A 19,008-nucleotide genomic window follows, 5' to 3' on the forward strand; every position below is an offset into this window, starting at 1 on the left:
AAGTCCACGGACGGACTTTTTGCGATTCGATCAAGAATGCGCAACTTGACGCTGTTTGACGACGGGATCCACAAGTTCATCCTGCTCAACGAGAGCGAGCCGGGGGAAGAGAACGGGATCGAATCCAACCAGTATCTGATCGTTCATCAGGGGATCGGCATGCTGCTCGATCCCGGCGGCTGGGGGGTGATGCCGCGGGTGCTGACCGAGATGCTGCAGCACATCCAGCCCGAAGATGTGGCGATGATCCTGCTCTCCCACCAGGATCCCGACATCGTCGGCGGTGTGGCTACTTGGCTGGAGCTGACCAACGCCACCGTCCATGTCGCATCGACCTGGATGCGCTTTCTGCCCCACTACGGCCAGATCGACATGGGGCGGTTCCATCCGGTGCCGGATGGGGGCGGGGCGCTGGCGCTGACCGACGACTGCCGCATCGAGGTGGTGCCCGCCCACTTCCTCCACTCCCCCGGCCAGCTCAACCTGTTCGACCCGCACGCCGGCATCCTCTTCTCCGGCGATGTCGGCACCGCCGCGCTGAAAAACGGCGGCGATCAGCTTTTTGTCGAAGATTTCGCCGCCCACCTGCCGGCCATCGAGGGCTTTCACCGCCGCTACATGGCCTGCAACCGGGCGTTGCGGCTGTGGGTGGCGCGGGTGCGCGCGCTCGCCCCGCAGGTGATCGCGCCGCAGCACGGTCCGGCCTACCGCGGCGCGGCGGTGGGGGCGTTCCTCGACTGGCTGGAGCAGCTGGAGTGCGGCGCCGACATCATGCGCCCGGACGGCTCTTTTCCGGCATGACGCTGGATCTGCAGCAGCAGCTCAGCGCACTCGATCGGCTGCGCGAAACCACCGTGCTCCATGTCGGCAACCTGCTGCAGCGCCAGCAGTGGAACCGCAACGCCTTCAGCCGCATCGTCGCGCTGGTCTCCATGGAGCACGAGGCGATCGGCGCTGCGCTCGAGCGGCTGCGCCGGCGGGTGGAGGATGGGGAAGTGCGCAGGGAGATCGCTTCGCTGCAGGCCCGCTGCAGCCGGCTCGACGGGGCGGTCGCGCGGCTGCAGCGGTTGCGCAACCGCAGTTCCGATCGCGAGATGGTGGCGATCAAGAAGATCATCTTCAGCTTCGACCGTGCCGCCGGCACCCTCAACCAGACGCTGATCGACAAGAACCTGCTCGACCGCCAGAACCAGGTGCTGGAGAACCTGATCATCTCCCACGAGCACGTCGCCAACTGGAAGCAGTTCGTCCAGCGCATCCTGATCGATTTCCACCAGATGTTCCGCTTCGACTTCTTCTTCATCGCCTTCTCGGAGGAGAACGAACTCACCCTCTTCTTCTACTACATGGGCGACTATCCCGAGCCGGTGAAGGAGCAGATCGACACCGCCTGCGCCCGCCGGGTGCTCGCGGGGCTCGATCTGCCGCCGGACACCCCCTACAGCGTCGAGCGGTTCGTCGTCATCGACCGGCCGCGGCGGGTCGACCCCACCCAGGTGGAGACGATCACCGTCAAGGTGCCCGACTACGCGCCCAACCTTGCCGGGCTGCTCGGGGCCACCTACGCCTCGACGCGCAAGGTGTCGGTGCAGGAGCAGGCGGTGATCCGCTCGATCCTGTCGGTGATGGTGATGGTGGTCGGTTCGAGCAAGGTGTTGAGCAGGACTCTGGCCGAGCTGGAGTTTCATTCGATCCACGACCCGCTCACCGGCCTCTACAACCGGCGCCACTTCGACGAGATGCTCCGCTACGAGGTCGACCGCTCCGAGCGCCACCGGCACCACTTCTCGCTGCTCTTCCTCGATTCGGACGACTTCAAGCAGATCAACGACGGCTTCGGCCACCCCTGCGGCGACCAGGTGCTGGTCGAGCTGGGCGGCATGATGCGCGCGGCCACCCGCATGGGGGATCTGGTGGTGCGGTTGGGGGGGGACGAGTTCGCCATCCTGCTGCCGGAGACGCCGGTGGAGGGGGCGCGGGCGCTGGCCGAGAAGCTGCGCAAGCGCATCTCCCACCACCGCTTCACCTCCCCCGACGGGCGCCAGTTCCAGACATCGGTCTCGATCGGCATCGCCGGTTATCCGCGCGACGGCCGCAACAGCCGCGATCTGCTCGCCGCCTGCGACGCGGCCCTCTATCGAGCCAAGGAGGGTGGGAAGAACAGCATCGTGGTCGCCGCTGCGCAGCCGCCCGCCGCCCGGGTGCGTGATGCGCGTGTCGCCGTGGAGCGGTTGCGCGACGCCCTCGCCGAGGGGCGCGTCCTCCCCTACTTCCAGCCGATCCTCTCGACCGCGGATCGGCGACCGGTCGCCTGCGAGGTGGTGGCGCGCAAACAGAGCCGCGACGGGCGGGTGTTGCCGGCGATGGAGTTCATCGAGACGGTGGAGCGGGCTGGGCTGGCGCGCAGCCTCGACCGCTCGATCGTCGATGGGGCGCTGGAGGTGTTGCACGAACGGATGCAACACCATCCGGCCGATGCGGTGCCGCCCCTGTTCATCAATCTCTCGCCGCAGGAGATCCGTGGGCGCAGCTTGCTCGGCTTTGCCGAACAGCGCTGCGCCGAGCTGGGGATCCCGCCGGAGAAGGTGGTCTTCGAGATGGCCGAACGGGCGGTGGTGGCGGAGTTGGGAGCGGTGCGCGGCTTCCTCGCCAACCTGCGCAACCGCGGATTCCGTTTCGCGCTCGACGACTTCGGCAGCGGCTACAATGCCTTCCACTATCTGCGCGAGCTGCGCTTCGACTTCGTCAAGATCGACGGCGCCTTCATCCGCGGGGTGGTCGACTCGCAGGTCGATGCCCTCCTGGTTCGCCATCTGGCGGCGATCTGCCGTGGGCTGGGGATGGTGACCATCGCCGAGCATGTCGAGGAGGAGGAGATCATGGCGGCGGTGACGGAGATGGGGATCGACTATGCCCAGGGGTTCCATCTGGGTGCGCCCGTTTCGGCGCGGAACCTCTTCTCCACATGGGATGGGGGGGAGCGGAGATGACTTCCGGCGCATCCGCCGTAGAGTGCGCCGGGCCGATTCATGGGGGGATCGGCCCGGCGGCCTCGCAAGAGGCCGGCAGGCGGGGGTCGAAGAGGGGTGCCCTTCGACTCCCGTGAAGCAGGAGACGTCCACGGACGGACGTTGTGCGATGGAATCCATCGCCGATCACTCCGTGGGGCCGCCAGGCGGCGGCCCCCTTCCCTTCATCTCCCCCGCAGCATGAAGGATGGCTTCGCAAGAAGCCGTCAGCCGCGGCCAGGACGGCCACGCAACTCCGGAGGTTGCGCATGCAACCGACGTATTTGTAAGGGGATCGAAGACCGCGCTCTTCGATCCCAGTGAAGCCAAAAAGTCCACGGACGGACTTTTTGCGAACGCATCGAGAAGGAGCATCGCCCATGGCCGTGGAACGGACCCTGTCGATCATCAAGCCGGACGCCGTCGCCAAGAATGTGATCGGCGACATCATCCGTCGCTTCGAGGAGAACGGGCTGTCGGTCGTCGCCGCCCGGATGATCCATCTGAGCGCCGAGGAGGCGGGCCGCTTCTACGCGGTGCACCGGGGGCGCCCCTTCTTCGGCCCGCTCTGCTCCTTCATGAGCTCCGGGCCGATCCTGGTCATGGTGTTGGAGGGGAAGAACGCCATCCGGCTCAACCGCCAGCTGATGGGGGCGACCAACCCCAAGGAGGCCGAGCCCGGAACCATCCGCGCCGACCATGCCGACTCGATCGATGCCAACGCCGTCCACGGCTCCGACTCGCCGGAGAGCGCGGCGACAGAGATCGCCTTCTTCTTCCCCGATATCGAGATCTTCGGCCGTTAACCGGCGGTGAATGCCCGGCCGAAGGGGGCGGCCGCAGCCGGCCCGACCGGCGACCCGGAGCAGGTGGCCGTCCGGCGGCGGAAGCTGGCCGCGCTGCGTGAGGAGGGGTTCGCCTATCCCGACGACTGGCGCTGCGACGCCGAGGCCGCCGCGCTGCATGAGCGCTACGGCGATTGGGAGGGCGTGCGGCTGGAGGAGGCGGCGATCTCCGTCCGGGTGGGAGGGCGGATCATGGCCCACCGGGTGATGGGGAGGTCGAGCTTTCTCCACATCCAGGACGGCAGCGGCCGCATCCAGCTCTTCCTCCAGCGCGACCGGCTCACCCCCGAGCTCTACGATGCGACCAAAGCGTGGGATCTGGGCGACATCGTCGGCGCCGCCGGGACGCTCTTCCGCACCCGCACCGGCGAGCTGTCGGTGCGGGTGGAGGAGATCCGGCTGGTGGCCAAGTGTCTGCGGCCGCTGCCCGAGAAGTGGAAAGGGCTGCAGGACAAGGAGCTGCGCTACCGCCGCCGCTACCTCGATCTGATGGTCTCCTCCGAGGCGCGCGACCGTTTCCGCCTCCGTTCGCGCATCGTCGCCGAGCTGCGCCGCCGGCTGGAGGCGCGTGGCTTCATCGAGGTGGAGACTCCGATGTTGCAGCTCCGCCCCGGGGGGGCCGCCGCCCGTCCCTTCATCACCCACCACAACGCGCTCGATATCGACCTCTATCTGCGCATCGCCCCGGAGCTCTACCTCAAGCGGCTGGTGGTGGGCGGCTTCGAGCGGGTCTTCGAGATCAACCGCAACTTCCGCAACGAGGGGCTGGACGCCACCCACAACCCCGAGTTCACCATGGTGGAGTTCTATCAGGCCTGGGCCGACTTCCACGACGCGATGGAGACCACCGAGGCGCTGATCCGCGGCGTGGCCGAGGCGTGTGGTCGCACGCGGATCGTCTGGGAGGGGGTGGAGCTCGATCTCGGCCGCCCCTTCCGCCGGTTGCGCATGGATGAGGCGGTGGTGGAGAAGCGGCCCGATCTGGCCGGCCACACCCGCAACAAGGGGCTGCTGGCCACCGTCTGCCTGCAGGAGATCCCGGATTTTCGGCCGACGGTCACCTGGCAGGCGGGGGACTACCTCAACGCGCTGTTCGAGGCGCTGGTCGAGCCGGAGTTGCAGCAGCCCACCTTCGTCACCCACCATCCTGTCGAGATCTCACCGCTGGCCCGGCGCAATGGGGCGGAGCCGCATCTGACCGACCGCTTCGAGCTCTTTGTCGCCGGCAAGGAGATCGCCAACGGCTTCTCCGAGCTCAACGATCCCGACGATCAGCGGGCCCGCTTCCTGGCCCAGGCCGCGGCACGGCAGGCGGAGGAGGGGGAGCCGGCCGGGGTGGACGAGGATTTCCTCTGCGCTCTGGAGTACGGCATGCCGCCGACGGCGGGCGTGGGGATCGGGGTCGATCGGCTGGTGATGATGCTCACCGGTAGCCATTCGATCCGGGATGTGCTCCTCTTTCCCCATATGCGCCCGCAGGAGTAGCCGCCTGCCGCATCGCGGCCACGGAGGGCCGCGCAAATCAAGAGCTTGCGCAGGCAAGCGATTGACTTGTAAGGGGATCGAAGACCGCGCTCTTCGATCCCCGTCAAGCAAAACGTCCACGGACGGACGTTTTGCGGTGTGATCGAGCATGTTCGCCTGGAAGATCATGACCAGCAAGGTGATCACCTGCCGCCCCGACCAGCCGGTGGGCGAGGTGATCGATCTGATGATCCGCCGCCATCTGCACACCGTACCGGTGGTGGAGGAGGACGGCACGCTGCGCGGCTCGATCAACACCCTCTCCATCCTCAACCGGGTGGTGCCGGAGTACATCGTCACCGGTGATCTCAAGTCGGTCCCCTTCGCCCCCGATATCGGGCTGCTGCGCAAACACTTCCGTGCGCTGGCCTGCGGCGACAAGGTGGCCGCCGACATCATGGAGCGCAAACCGACCACGGTGCGCGACAACGAGTCGCTGCTTTCGGTCACCGCGGCGCTGATCACCTACGACCGCTACGAGTATGTGCTGGTGGTCGACCGCAACCGCAAGTTGCTCGGGGTGATCTCCAGCGGCGACATCCTGCGTGCGCTGCACCAGGGGGAACCGGAAGGGATCGAGCAGGCCTGACCGGCGATCGACGATGGTTTCTTGCGAAACCGTCATCGCGGCCATGGATGGCCGCGCAAATCCGGAGGTTGCGCATGCAACCGGCGGATTTGTAATGGGATTGAAGAGTGCGCCCTTCGATTCCCGTGAAGCCAAAACGTCCACGGATGGATTTTTTGCGATCCGATCATCGAAATGTCCTCGATCGATGCTGCTCCCCGCCCGGGGGTGATCCCCGCACACGATGCGGTGGCGATCTTCGGCCTGCCCAGCGTCTGGCTGGCGGTGGCCATTCTGCTGGCGGTCTACGCGGTGATCATGATGGAGCGGTTCAACCGGGCGGTGCTCTCCCTGCTCGGTGCCGGCATCATGATCCTCTGCGGGGTGATCACCCAGGAGCAGGCGGTGGCGGGGATCGACTTCAACACCATCGGCCTGCTCACCGGCATGATGGTGATTGTGGCGATCAGCCAGAAGACCGGCATGTTCCAATTTGTCGCCATCCGGGCGGCCAAGCTGGTGCGCGGCAGTCCGTGGGGGGTGCTGGTGATGCTCTCCATCGTGACGGCGCTCTTTTCCGCTTTTCTCGACAATGTCACCACCGTGCTGCTCATCGCCCCGGTGACGCTGCTGATCACCGATGCGCTCGACATCGATCCCTATCCCTTCCTCTTCTCGGAGATACTGGCCTCCAACATCGGAGGTACGGCCACGCTGATCGGCGATCCGCCCAACATCATGATCGGTTCCCAGGCGGGGCTGAGCTTCTACGATTTCCTGGTCAACCTCACCCCGATCGTGCCGGTGATCTTTCTGTGTACCCTGGGGTGCATCTGGTGGCTCTTCGGCCGTCGCCTCCATGCCAGCGCCGAGGCGCGGGCGCTGATCATGGAGTTCAACGAGCGTGAGGCGATCAAGGATGTCCCGCTGCTCAAGAAGTCGCTCACCGTTCTGGCGCTGGTGATGATCGGCTTCACCGCCGCCCACGCGCTGGGGCTGGAGCCGGCGACGATCGCCATGTTCGGCGCCGCGCTGCTCCTGCTGTGGCAGTCGCTGGGCGACGAGCTGGAGGATAAGAACCACGCCTTCGAAGGGGTGATGGGCGAGCTGGAGTGGACCACCATCTTCTTCTTCGTCGGGCTCTTCATCATCGTCACCGGTGCCGAGCATACCGGGGTGATCCGCTTCCTCGCCGCCGAGCTGTTGGAGCTGACCGCAGGCGACCTCCACACCACGGTGGCGGCGGTGCTCTGGACCTCGGCGCTGGCCTCGGCGGTGATCGACAACATCCCCTTTGTCGCCACCATGATCCCGATGATCGAGGATATGGCGCCCTCGTTGGGGGGGGAATCGGCGCTGGTGCCGCTCTGGTGGGCGTTGGCGCTGGGCGCATGTCTCGGCGGCAACGGCTCGTTGATCGGTGCCTCGGCCAACCTGATCATCGCCGGCTTCGCCCAGCGTGCCGGCCATCCCATCGCCTTCGTCACCTTTTTCCGCCATGCCTTCCTGCTGATGGTGATCAGCATCGTGATCTCCCACGTCTACATCGCGTTGCGGTATCTGTGACGGTGTTGCGCGTCGGATCCATGGTCGGGCGTTGATCCGCGGTCACAGAGGGCCGCGCAAAACCGGAGTTTGCGTAAGCGATCGATTGGTTCGTAATGAGGCGAACATCGTACTTTTCGCTTTCCGTCAAGCTTTTTTGCGGGGAGATCATCGAAGACGACTTCGCAAGAGGTCGTCATCGCGGCCATGGACGGCCGCGCAAGTCAAGAGATTGCGTAAGCAAGCGACTGATTTGTAATGGGATCCAAGGCCGCGCTCTTCGATCCCCGTCAAGCAAAAAGCTCACGGACGGGCTTTGTTGCGATTCGATCATCGATGAAATACGACCTCTACGGCGTGGGCAACGCCATCATGGACATCCAGGTACGGGTGGACGACGCGTTCCTGGAGCGCTGCGGCATCGAGAAGGGGGTGATGACCCTGGTGGATGCCGAGCGGCAACGGGAGCTGCTCGACGCGCTGGCCGGCCATCCGCGGAACTACTGCTCCGGCGGTTCGGCGGCCAACACCATCGTCGGCGTCGCCGAGATGGGCGGGCGCTGCGCTTACGCCTGCCTGACCGGGGACGACCGCTTCGGCCGGATGTACCTCGAGGAGATGCGGAGTCTGGGCATCGAGGTCGGGATCCGGCCGGTGGCCGACGGGGTGAGCGGCAGTTGCCTCGTGCTGGTCACCCCCGATGCGCAGCGCACCATGCTGACCCATCTCGGGGCCTCCGCGGGATTGGGTCGGGAGCATCTCGAAGAGGCCGACATCGGTGCCGCGCGCTGGCTCTATGTCGAGGGTTATCTCTTCGCCGGTGATGCCACACGCGGGGCGGCGCTGGAGGCGATCGACCGGGCGCGTTCCGCCGGGGGGGTGCAGGTGGCGTTGACCCTCTCCGACCCGTTCATCGTCGAGGTGGCGCGCGAGACGCTGGCGTCGTTGATCGAGCGTGGGGCGATCGACCTGCTCTTCTGCAACGAGCTCGAGGGGCGGGCGCTCGCCGGGTGCGATGCACCGGAGGAGTGCGCCCGCTGGATGGGGCGTCGTGTACCGGCCGTGGCGCTGACCATGGGGGCGAAGGGGTCGTTGATCCTCCATGACGGGATCCTGGAGGAGATCGATGGCGTGGCGGTGGATGCGGTGGACACCACCGGCGCCGGAGACATGTATGCCGCCGGCGTGCTCTATGGCATCACCCATGGCCGGAGCTGGCGAGAGGCGGGCGAGATCGGAAGCCGCGCCGCCGCTCGGATCGTCACCCGCCCGGGCGCCCGTCTGGGTGCCGGGGCGGCGGAGGTGTCGGCCGGGCTTCCCGGCTGATCCCCTCCACGGGAGGGCCGCTCCGCTCCGGGCGGCGGTTGTCACGGCGCGGCAGGCTTCTATGATCCGCCCGCCTTGGGGCCGCACCCGTGGTGCACCCCGTCCCGGTCGCGCAAGTCCGGAGGGTCGCTCTTGCAACCTGTGGATTCGCGGCGGGCTCAAGAACCAGAACGATCCACCCTTGGTACCATCGGAGAGCGCATGCGCATCGCAATTCCCGCCGAAACGCTGCCCGGAGAACGGAGGGTGGCTGCGACACCGGAGACGGTGCACAAGCTGGTCGCCGCCGGCCATCGGGTGACGGTGCAGACCGGGGCCGGTGGCGGGGCGATGATCCGCGACCACGCCTTCGCCGAGGCCGGGGCGCGGTTGGTGGAGGATGCCGCCGGAGCCTGTCTCGATGCCGACATGGTGCTCAAGGTGCGCGCGCCCACCGAGGAGGAGCTGGCCGTGTTGCGTCAGGGGGCGGTGGTGGTGGCCCTCTTCGCCCCCTACACCAATCCGTTGCTGGCGCGGTACAATGCGGCCAACCTCACCTGCTTCGCGCTCGAGCTGGTGCCGCGCATCTCACGGGCGCAGAGCATGGATGTGCTCTCCTCCCAGGCCAACATCGCCGGCTACAAGGCGGTGTTGATGGCCCAGCACTACTATCCCCGCTTCATGCCCATGTTGATGACCGCCGCCGGCACGGTGCAGCCGGCGCGGGTGCTGGTGCTCGGCGCCGGTGTGGCCGGGCTGCAGGCGATCGCCACCGCCCGTCGCCTCGGCGCCACCGTGGAGGCCTTCGACGTCCGTGCCGCCGCCCGCGAGCAGGTGGAGAGCCTCGGCGCCCGCTTCGTCGAGGTGGAGAGCGACGAGAGCGGCGAGGATGCCGGAGGCTACGCACGGGAGATGAGCGAGGAGTACAAGCGGCGTCAGGCGGCGTTGATCGCCGAGCGGGCCGAGGCGGCCGACATCATCATCACCACCGCCATGATTCCCGGCCGTCCGGCGCCGGTGCTGATCCCACCGGAGGTGGTGGGGCGGATGCGCATGGGCAGCGTCATCGTCGATCTCGCCGCGGCGGCGGGGGGCAACTGTCCGCTGACGCGCAAGGACGAGGTGGTACACCACGCCGGGGTGACCATCATCGGCGATACCAACATCCCCTCGCGCATGGCGGCGGACGCCAGCAGCCTCTACGCACGCAACGTCCTCCATTTCGCCGGTCTGCTCTTCGACGACGGCGGCGGGCTGCGCATCGATGCGGAGGATGCGATCGTCTCCGCCACCCTGCTGTGCCACGAGGGGAGCTTCCTCCAGCCGAGGTTCCTTGAATCGGGGGGCGGATGATGCCGGAGGTGCGGGGCCGATCGCCCGCCGCGGCCGGGAGGGCCGCGCGTTTCGATTCCCGTGTAGTCGGAAAGTCCAAGGAGGGACGTTTTGTGATCGCATGGATGGACGTGTTGCGATTCGATCAGTAACCCATGGAACAGTTGGAGCAGAACATCGCCCAGGCCGCCCACGGTGCAGGGGTGGACCCCTTCATCTTCGCCATCACCGTCTTCGTACTGGCGGTCTTCGTCGGCTACCATGTGGTGTGGAACGTGACGCCGGCGTTGCATACCCCGCTGATGAGCCTGACCAATGCGGTCTCCAGCATCATCATCGTCGGCGCCATCCTCGCCGCCGCGCCCGAACGGCTCGATCTGCCCACCGGCCTCGGGCTGGTGGCGGTGGCGCTGGCCGCGGTCAACATCGTCGGCGGCTTCATGGTGACCCAGCGCATGCTGGCCATGTTCCGTAAGCGCGACGGGGAGCGGTAGATGCTCTCCGCCAACGCGGTCGCGCTCAGCTACCTCGTCGCTTCCGTTCTGCTGATCCTGGCGCTCAAGGGGCTCTCCTCGCCGGAGAGCGCCCGCCGCGGCAATCTGCTCGGCATGATCGGCATGGGGCTGGCCATCGCCGTCACCCTGCAGCTCGATGCGGTACACAACTACGGCTGGATCCTGGCCGCCTTCGCCGTCGGCGCGGTCATCGGCGCCGTCGGCGCCCGTCGGGTGCCGATGACCGCCATGCCGCAGCTGGTCGCCTTCATGCATTCGCTGGTCGGTCTCTCGGCGGTGCTGATCGCCGTCTCCGCCCTGCTCAACCCGGCCGGCTACGGCATCGCCGATGCCGCCGGCGGCCTGCCGACGGCCAACCGCATCGAGCTCTTCCTCGGCAGCTTCATCGGCATGATCACCTTCTCCGCCTCGCTGGTCGCCTTCGCCAAACTGCAGGGGCTGATCAGCGGCAAGCCGCTGGTCTTCGCCGGCCAGCATCCGCTCAACCTGCTGCTCGGTGTGGTGATGATCGGCGCGGGGCTGCTCTTCTGCGGCAGCGGCGCGCCGCTGCCCTTCTTCGTCATGCTGGGGATCGCACTGGTGCTCGGGGTGCTGCTGATCGTGCCGATCGGCGGTGCCGACATGCCGGTGATCGTCTCGATGCTCAACTCCTACTCCGGCTGGGCGGCGGCGGGTATCGGCTTCTCCCTCGGCAACACCATGCTGATCATCGCCGGCGCGCTGGTCGGCTCCTCCGGGGCCATCCTTTCCTACATCATGTGCAAGGCGATGAACCGCTCGCTGATCCATGTGCTGCTCGGCGGCTTCGGCGGAGGGGATGCCGGCGGCGCCCCCGCCGCGGCCGCCCGGGATCGGCCGGTCAAGTCGGGGGCGCCGGAGGACGCCGCCTTCCTGCTGGGCAATGCGCGCAGCGTGGTGATCGTTCCCGGCTACGGGCTGGCGGTGGCTCGCGCCCAGCATGCGCTCAAGGAGCTGGTCGATCTGCTGCTCAAGCGGGGGGTGCAGGTGCGTTTCGCCATCCATCCGGTCGCCGGCCGCATGCCGGGCCACATGAACGTGTTGCTCGCCGAGGCCGATGTCCCCTATGATCTGGTCTACGAGATGGATGCGATCAACTCCGAGTTCGCCGACACCGACGTGGCGCTGGTGATCGGCGCCAACGACGTGACCAATCCGGCGGCCCGGCGCGACCCCTCCAGCCCGATCTACGGCATGCCGGTGCTGGATGTGGCGCGGGCCCGCCACGTTCTCTTCATCAAGCGTTCGCTCTCGCCGGGTTACGCCGGCCTCGACAACGACCTCTTCTACCAGGAGAATACCATGATGATCTTCTCCGACGCCAAGAAGGCGTGCGAGGCGATGGTCCAGGCGCTGGATTGAAGCGGTGCGCTGCGTCATCCTCGATACCGAAACCACCGGCCTCTCGCCGCAGAAGGGGGATCGGATGGTGGAGATCGGCGCCGTCGAGCTGGTGGGGCGCCGCCGCACCGGTAGGCGGTTCCACCGCTACATCAATCCGCAGCGGAGCATCCCGCAGCAGGCGGTGCGCATCCACGGCATCGACGACGCCAAGGTGGCCGATGCGCCCCTCTTCCGCGAGATCGCCGACGAGTTGCTCGCCTTCATCGAGGGGGCGACGCTGGTCATCCACAACGCCGAGTTCGACCTCGGCTTCCTCATGTACGAGCTGGCCGAGGCGGGCAAGCCGAACATCGACGATGCGCCGGTGATCGACACACTGGCTCTGGCCCGCAGGCGCTTCCCCGACAAGAAGAACACACTGGATGCGCTGTGCGACCGCTTCGGCATCGCGCGCGACCATCGCACACTGCACGGTGCGCTGCTCGATTCGGAACTGCTGGCCGAGGTCTACCTCGCGCTGACCGGCGGGCGACAGCTCTCCCTGGTGATCGACCGGGTCGAGGTGCGCAAGGCGGCGGCGCTCGTCGGCCGCCGTTCCCGTCGCGCCTGCCTGGAGCCCCGCATCCGCGAGCAGCAGGAGACCGCGCCGCTCACCGGCGCCTCCCTGCCGCCGTTGAGCGAGGAGGAGCGGCAGGCGCATCGCCGCATGTTGGAGCGGATCCTCGAGGAGAGCGGCGGGGCGCTGATCTGGCGCGAGCCGGAGATGGCGGCGGCGTGATGGCCTGTGCGCATCCGGTGGAGGCTCCATGGAGGGACGCCTTGCGCTTCGAACGCCCATGCTTCCCAGCCCGATCCTGACGCTCTGTTCGGCCAACATCTGTCGCAGCCCCTTCGCCGAGCACTACCTGCGCCACCGCTTGCGGCAGGCCGGCGCCTTTGCCGAGGTCTTCAGCCGCGGCATCCTGGAGATGGAGGGGCGCCCGGTCCCCGAAGAGGGGCTGGCGGCGGCGCGGGAGATGGGGGTGGAGATGGGGCGCCACCGCTCCTGCAGGGTGCAGGCGGGTGACCTCGATCGCGCGGCGCTGGTGCTGGTGATGGAGCAGCAGCACCGCCACTACCTGATGCAGTTGCGGCCGCAGTGTGTCGGCAAGATCTTTCTGCTCAGCCAGCCGGGCGGCGGCGGCGACGTGCCCGATCCGATGGGCAAGGGTCTGGAGGCGTTCCGCGACTCCTACCGGGTCATCGCGCAACACCTCGATGGCTGGCTGTTGCGTTTCGGCGTCGTGCAATCCTCATGAATCTCTTCGATTATCTGCTGATTTCGGTCGTCGGCCTGTCGATGATCCTCTCGTTGTGGCGCGGTTTTGTGCGCGAGATCATCTCGCTGATCGGGCTGGTCGCCGCCTTCCTCGCCGCCAGCCGCCTCTCCGGCTGGAGCGGCGATCTGCTCGGCCGTTGGATCCACAACGGCACCCTGGCCGACATCGCCGGCTTCGTGCTGGTCTTCGTACTGGTGATGGTGGCGGTCGGCCTCTTCGGGGCGTTGATCCGCCGTCTGGTCGATGCGGCCGATCTCACCGCCACCGACCGGACGCTCGGGGTGCTCTTCGGCCTGGCCCGGGGCTGCCTGCTGGTGGCGCTCGGCTTTCTCATCTTCACCTCCTATGCGTCGCCGGAGCAGAAGTGGCTCAAGGGAAGCCTGCTGGCCCCCTACGGCATCGCGGCGGGCGACTGGCTGGGGCGGGCGATCCCCGAGGGGTATCCCTTCTCCCGGCGCGATGGCGCCGCCCATGCGCGGGCGGGGGGCTCGCTGCTGCCCGCCGCCAGCCGCGTGCCGGTCGGTGACCGGCAGGCGCTGGAGGCGATCATCCGCGAGCAGTTGAAGCGGTGATGGCGCACCTGTCGGGGGGGCGGGCGACGGCCCCGCGGAGGGTGTCGGCGCAGCGCCCCGATCGTCCATGACCGGGGGGGATCGTCTGCGTGAGGAGTGCGGCGTCTTCGGCGTCTTCAACCTGCCGGAGGCGGCCAATCTCACCTATCTCGGCCTCTACGCCCAGCAGCATCGCGGACAGGAGTCGGCCGGCATCGTCGCCACCGACGGGGTCCACTTCCACACCCATCGCGACATGGGGTTGGTGGGCGACGTCTTCACGCCGGAGGATATCGCGCGGCTGCAGGGGCGCAGCAGTATCGGCCATGTGCGCTACTCGACCAGCGGCGAGTCGGATCTGCGCAACTGTCAGCCCTTCACCTACCAGTACGCCCACGGCGGCATCGCCATGTGCCACAACGGCAACATCGTCAACGCCGGGGAGCTGCGGCGCGAGCTGGAGGCGGCGGGATCGATCTTCCAGTCCACCTCCGACACCGAGGTGCTGATCCATCTGGTGGCCCGCAGCGGCGGGCAGGACACCGCCGAGCGGGTGGGCGAGGCGGTGATGCGGCTGCGCGGCGGCTTCTCGTTGCTGGTGCTGACCGAGACACGGCTGTTGGCCATCCGCGATCGCTACGGCATCCGGCCGCTCTCGCTCGGCCGGCTGGGCGATGGCTGGGTGGTCTCCTCCGAGAGCTGCGCCTTCGATCTGATCGGCGCCGAACTGGTGCGCGACATCGAGCCCGGCGAGATGTTGCTCATCGATCGGGAGGGGCTGCACAGCCACCGGCTCTTCCCCGCCGGAGCGCAGCGCTTCTGTGTCTTCGAGTATATCTACTTCTCCCGCCCCGACTCGGTGATCGGCGGCGTCAACGTCTATCAGGCGCGCTACGACATCGGGGTCGAGCTGGCCCGCGAGGCCCCGGTCGAGGTCGATTTCGTCATGCCGGTGCCCGACTCCGGTGTGCCGCCGGCGATGGGCTACGCCGCCGAGAGCGGCCTTCCCTTCGAGCTGGGGTTGATCCGCAACCACTACGTCGGGCGGACCTTCATCGAGCCCAGGCAGTCGATCCGCAACTTCGGCGTCAAGCTCAAGCTCAACGCCAACCGGGCGCTGATCGAGGGCAAGCGGGTGGTGCTGGTCGACGATTCGATCGTGCGCGGCACCACCAGCCGCAAGATCGTCGAGATGGTCCGGGCGGCGGGGGCGGCGGAGGTCCATCTGCGCATCTCCAGTCCTCCGACCACCCACTCCTGCTTCTACGGTATCGACACCCCGGAGAGCAGCGAGCTGATGGCCAACCGGATGAGCGTGGAGGCGATGCGGCGGGCCATCGGCGCCGATTCCCTCGCTTTCGTCTCGATCGAGGGCCTCTACCGGGCGGTGGGTCGGCCGCGCTGCGTCCATTGCGACGCCTGTTTCACCGGCGATTATCCGGTGGAGGTGGGGCCGCGCGGCGCCCCCCAGCTCTCCCTGCTGCGCTACTTCGGCCGCAGGCGGTAGCCCCTAGCCCGCCCGGGGGTCGGCCCCGCCATCCCCTGGAGCCTCCATTGTATCGAGCCAGCGGCGCCAGCGCTCGGGCCAAGGGGCCCGCAGCTCGAGCAACCTGCCGTGTTCCGGGTGGGGCAGGCGCAGACGCCAGGCGTGCAGCGCCATCCCCCGCCCGCCGACGGCGCGGAAGCGGCGCACCATCTCCGCCGTGCCGTACTTGGCGTCGCCGGCGATCGGATGGCCGGCCTGCTGCAGCTGCACCCGCAACTGGTGGGTGCGCCCCTGCCGGGGGTAGAGGGCGAGCAGGGTGAGCGGGCAGCGGGGGTCGTCGCGGTGGGTGACCACCCGGAAGTCGGTGATCGCCTCCTTGCCGTCGCCGGCGTCGGCGACCATGCGTTCCCCGCCACGGATCACCCCCTTGCGCAGCCTGCCGCGCAGCCGCCCTTCCGCCTGTTCCACCCGCCCCATCACCCAGGCGAGGTAGCACTTCTCCGCCCGCCGGTCGCGGAAGGCCTCGGCGACCCGCCGGAGTGCGGGCAGCCGTTTGACCAGCAGCAGGCAGCCGCTGGTGTCGCGGTCGAGGCGATGGGCCAGGCGGAGCCCGTCCAGTCCGCGTGCCTGCCTGAGCATCTCCACCACGCCGGCGCGGTAGCCGGAGCCGCCATGCACCACCACGCCCGCCGGCTTGTCGATGGCCAGCAGCGCGTTGTCCTCGTAGAGCACGGGGAAGTCGACCGCCGGCGGTCGGCGCCGCCGCTCCCGTCGGTCGACGGCGTTGCGCAGCGAGGCGGGAATGAAGAGGGTGTCCCCCCCCTCCAGACGGCTCTCCGGCCGGGCACGTCGGCCGTTGATCCGGACGTTGCCCTTGCGGATCAACCGCATTACCAGCCCCCGCTCCGCCGCCGGAAAGCGGCGCATCAGCGCCCGGTCGAGCCGGCTGCCCGTCTCTTCCGGGCCGACCCGCCAATGGGCGCCTGGATCGCTGTCGTTTGCCACAAGCCCCTCTTCGTGGATAGTATTTCCTCGCTGCATGCGCAGCGCCGCCACCTACGGCGGTGGGCGCCGTGCCATCGAGCGGAGCGCGGCGATCGCCCTTGATGTCCGTGGTGTGTACCGCGGTACGCTCTGCCTCCTGATCATCCCGAGGCTGTGCGAAGCGTCGGTCGAGCCGCAAGTCGGTGCGTCGCGCCGTTGCGGCTCCCGCCTCCGTCCATTCCGCCGGGTGGGAGCGGATGCGTCAACCGTGGTCCGCTCGCGCCGGAGTGTCAAAGGCGCGGTCCCAGGTCGTCTGCGGCGGATGTGGGCGTCCCCCCGGTTTGTCGCCGCAGGCGGGCGGGGGCGGAACGCTCCCGGGGTGCGCGGGAAGCAGCAGATCAACGAACGCCATCGGCGACGATTTTCGCGCCGGCTGCGCTTGGCCTCGCCGGGTCGGGCCGATCCCCTCCGGGGGAGCGCGCGGTCGGGTGTACGGACCAGTTTGCGACCATGACCCAGATGCCGTGGGCGCCTGCGGGCGCCGCGCGGAGAGGGCCTTGCGCCCGGATTGCCGTCGCTGTCTCGTCGTCGGTGCCGGAAAGGGCACGACATGACCGTAACCACACGCATGCTGATCAACGCTGTCCATGAAGAGGAGCAGCGGGTCGCCATCATCCAGGACGACTATCTGCAGGAGCTCGACATCGAGTCGGCGCAGAAGTCGATCACCAAGAGCAACATCTATCGCGGCGTCATCACCAAGATCGAGCCCAGCCTGCAGGCCTGCTTCGTCGAGTACGGCGCGGGCAGGCAGGGCTTCCTGCCGATCGGGGAGATCCACCCCGACTACTGGAAGGAGGGGGTGGACAAAAACCAGAACCCGCGCAAGGTCAACATCCAGGATGTGATGGAGAACCGGCAGAAGGTGCTGGTGCAGGTGGTCAAGGAGGAGCGCGGCACCAAGGGGGCGGCGCTGACCACCTTCATCTCGCTTGCCGGGCGTTATCTGGTGCTCTCGCCCAACACCATGCGCGGCGGCATCTCACGCAAGCTCTCCGACGAGGAGCGGCGGGCGCTCAAGGCGATCGTCAAGCAGCTCAACGTGCCCGACGACGTCGGGCTGATCGTGCGCACCGCCGGGCGCGACCAGAAGCTGGAGGCGCTGCAGCGCGACTTCACCTACCTCACCCGGTTGTGGGACGAGATCCGCATCAAGGGCAACTCCGCGCCGGTGCCGTCGCTGATCTACATGGAGGGGGATCTGGCCACCCGGGCCATCCGCGACCACTTCACCGACGACATCTCCGAGATCTGGGTGGACAACCACGAGGTCTACACCCGCACCAAGCAGTTCGTACACGCCGTCCTTCCGGGCAAGGAGAAGCTGGTCAAGCTCTACCGCGGCAAGAAACCGCTCTTCCGCCATTTCGGCATCGAGGAGCAGTGCGAGGAGATCCATCGCCGCGAGGTGCGGCTTCCCTCCGGTGGATCGCTGGTCTTCGATCCGACCGAGGCGCTCACCGCCATCGACATCAACTCCTCGCGCTCCACCAAAGGGAAGCATATCGACGAGACGGCGCTGGCCACCAACCTCGAGGCGGCCGAGGAGATCGCCCGCCAACTGCGCATCCGTGACATCGGCGGGCTGATCGTCATCGACTTCATCGACATGGCCAGCCGCAAGCACGGCCAGCAGGTGGAGGAGGCGCTGCGCAAGGCCTGTGCGATGGACAAGGCGCGCATCCAGTTCACCCGCATCTCCCGCTTCGGTCTGATGGAGATGTCGCGTCAGCGGCTCCATCCCAGCGTGCGCGAGATGACCAGCCAGGTCTGCCCGCGCTGCAAGGGGCGCGGCTCGGTGCTGACCACTGAGTCGATGGCGCTGCATCTGCTCGTGCGGATCGAGGATTGGGCCGAGGCGGGCAAGGGACCGGAGCTGTTGGTGCAGGTGCCGTCGGAGACCGGCGAATACCTGATGAACCACAAGCGCGGCTTCATCGACCGGATCGAGGAGAACTACGAGGTGCGGATTGCGCTCCAGATCCGGCCGGACCTGGAGATCCCCCACTACCGGATCGAGCGGCTGTGGATGGAGGGGAACCAGAAGCGCAACGAGGTGCTGGAGGATACCGCCAAGGCGGCCAAGGCGCCCCGACCGGGACGGAAGCTCAAGCCGATGAAGCCGGTGGTCGGCATCCCCATGGCGCCGGAGGAGCCGGGGGAGGAGCACCGCGCCAGCCGGGAGGAGAAGCGGGAGCGCTCCTCCGGGGGGATCATCCGCCGGCTGGTGGCGGCGCTCTTCGGCAGCCGCGAGGAGAAGGAGGCGGCGCGCGATGCCGCCGAGGCGCATGTCGCGGCCGTCCGCGAGGAGGAGCAGGAGCAGACGGCGGAGAAGCCCGCCCGCAGCCGGGGACGGCGCGGAGGGCGCAATCGTCGGGGCGGGCGCTCGGGCGCGGGAGAGCCTCAGGAGCAGGCGTCGGCATCCGCCGCGCCGGTGAACGGGGCGGATCAGGGGTCGGAGTCGTCGGCGGAGGAGGAGCGCAAGCCGAAGCGGCGGCGTCGTCGCCGGCGCAGGAAGAGTGGTGACGAGGGGTCTTCTGCCGCCTCCCCCGATGCGGCAGGAGAGGGGGATGGCGCTGCGCGCGATGGCGAAGCCGGGGGGGA

16 protein-coding genes are annotated in these 19,008 nt (G+C 67.9%); 15 read left to right on the forward strand and 1 reads right to left on the reverse strand.

Annotated elements, in window-relative coordinates; genetic code table 11:
* Positions 1-36: 36 nt before the first annotated feature.
* The 14 genes from D6682_04495 to D6682_04560 all read left to right on the forward strand — a co-directional run bounded on the left by D6682_04495 (position 37) and on the right by D6682_04560 (position 15,381).
* Complete coding sequence (locus tag D6682_04495; protein RMH51404.1) at positions 37-801, forward strand: MBL fold metallo-hydrolase; 765 nt, start codon at positions 37-39, stop codon at positions 799-801.
* Complete coding sequence (locus tag D6682_04500) at positions 798-2,990, forward strand: bifunctional diguanylate cyclase/phosphodiesterase (GenBank protein ID RMH51405.1); 2,193 nt, start codon at positions 798-800, stop codon at positions 2,988-2,990. The genes D6682_04495 and D6682_04500 overlap by 4 nt, the downstream gene beginning before the upstream one ends.
* Positions 2,991-3,388: 398 nt before the next feature.
* On the forward strand, positions 3,389-3,814 hold the full coding sequence (locus D6682_04505; protein ID RMH51406.1) for a nucleoside-diphosphate kinase: 426 nt from the start codon (positions 3,389-3,391) through the stop codon (positions 3,812-3,814).
* 6 nt (positions 3,815-3,820) lie between these two features.
* Positions 3,821-5,338 (forward strand): lysine--tRNA ligase, encoded by a 1,518-nt coding sequence (gene lysS / locus D6682_04510; protein RMH51407.1) that lies wholly within the window; start codon positions 3,821-3,823, stop codon positions 5,336-5,338.
* Between the two features lie 148 nt (positions 5,339-5,486).
* A complete protein-coding gene (locus D6682_04515) occupies positions 5,487-5,966 on the forward strand; it encodes a CBS domain-containing protein (protein RMH51408.1) in 480 nt (159 codons plus the stop codon).
* 174 nt (positions 5,967-6,140) lie between these two features.
* Positions 6,141-7,511 (forward strand): hypothetical protein, encoded by a 1,371-nt coding sequence (locus D6682_04520; GenBank protein ID RMH51409.1) that lies wholly within the window; start codon positions 6,141-6,143, stop codon positions 7,509-7,511.
* A 315-nt stretch (positions 7,512-7,826) separates the two neighbouring features.
* Entirely contained in the window at positions 7,827-8,816 is a 990-nt protein-coding gene (locus tag D6682_04525) for an adenosine kinase (GenBank protein RMH51410.1), read from the forward strand.
* A 201-nt stretch (positions 8,817-9,017) separates the two neighbouring features.
* Positions 9,018-10,148, forward strand: a complete 1,131-nt coding sequence (locus D6682_04530) for a Re/Si-specific NAD(P)(+) transhydrogenase subunit alpha (protein ID RMH51411.1) — start codon at positions 9,018-9,020, stop codon at positions 10,146-10,148.
* A gap of 134 nt (positions 10,149-10,282) precedes the next feature.
* Positions 10,283-10,621, forward strand: coding sequence for an NAD(P) transhydrogenase subunit alpha (locus tag D6682_04535; protein ID RMH51412.1), 339 nt, complete (start codon positions 10,283-10,285; stop codon positions 10,619-10,621).
* Positions 10,622-12,022, forward strand: a complete 1,401-nt coding sequence (locus D6682_04540) for an NAD(P)(+) transhydrogenase (Re/Si-specific) subunit beta (GenBank protein RMH51413.1) — start codon at positions 10,622-10,624, stop codon at positions 12,020-12,022.
* A gap of 4 nt (positions 12,023-12,026) precedes the next feature.
* Positions 12,027-12,782: a DNA polymerase III subunit epsilon gene (locus tag D6682_04545; GenBank protein RMH51414.1), complete on the forward strand. Its 756-nt coding sequence runs from the start codon at positions 12,027-12,029 to the stop codon at positions 12,780-12,782.
* A 58-nt stretch (positions 12,783-12,840) separates the two neighbouring features.
* On the forward strand, positions 12,841-13,302 hold the full coding sequence (locus D6682_04550; protein ID RMH51415.1) for a hypothetical protein: 462 nt from the start codon (positions 12,841-12,843) through the stop codon (positions 13,300-13,302).
* On the forward strand, positions 13,299-13,895 hold the full coding sequence (locus D6682_04555) for a CvpA family protein (GenBank protein RMH51416.1): 597 nt from the start codon (positions 13,299-13,301) through the stop codon (positions 13,893-13,895). Before D6682_04550 ends, D6682_04555 begins: the two co-directional genes overlap by 4 nt.
* 67 nt (positions 13,896-13,962) lie before the next feature.
* Positions 13,963-15,381 carry an amidophosphoribosyltransferase gene (locus D6682_04560; GenBank protein ID RMH51417.1) on the forward strand — a complete coding sequence of 473 codons (1,419 nt, stop codon included), beginning with the start codon at positions 13,963-13,965 and terminating at the stop codon, positions 15,379-15,381.
* Between the two features lie 3 nt (positions 15,382-15,384).
* Here the strand turns inward: D6682_04560 and D6682_04565 are convergent, their stop codons facing one another.
* The gene (locus tag D6682_04565) at positions 15,385-16,401 is read right to left on the reverse strand and encodes an RluA family pseudouridine synthase (GenBank protein RMH51419.1); all 1,017 of its coding nucleotides are present in this window, start codon (positions 16,399-16,401) and stop codon (positions 15,385-15,387) included.
* A 571-nt stretch (positions 16,402-16,972) separates the two neighbouring features.
* On the opposite strand from D6682_04565, the gene D6682_04570 reads away from it, so the two are divergent.
* A partial coding sequence (locus tag D6682_04570) for a ribonuclease E/G (protein ID RMH51418.1) occupies positions 16,973-19,008 on the forward strand: 2,036 nt, incomplete at its 3' end.

The sequence above is a fragment of the Zetaproteobacteria bacterium genome (assembly GCA_003696765.1).
Taxonomy (GTDB): domain Bacteria; phylum Pseudomonadota; class Zetaproteobacteria; order Mariprofundales; family J009; genus RFFX01.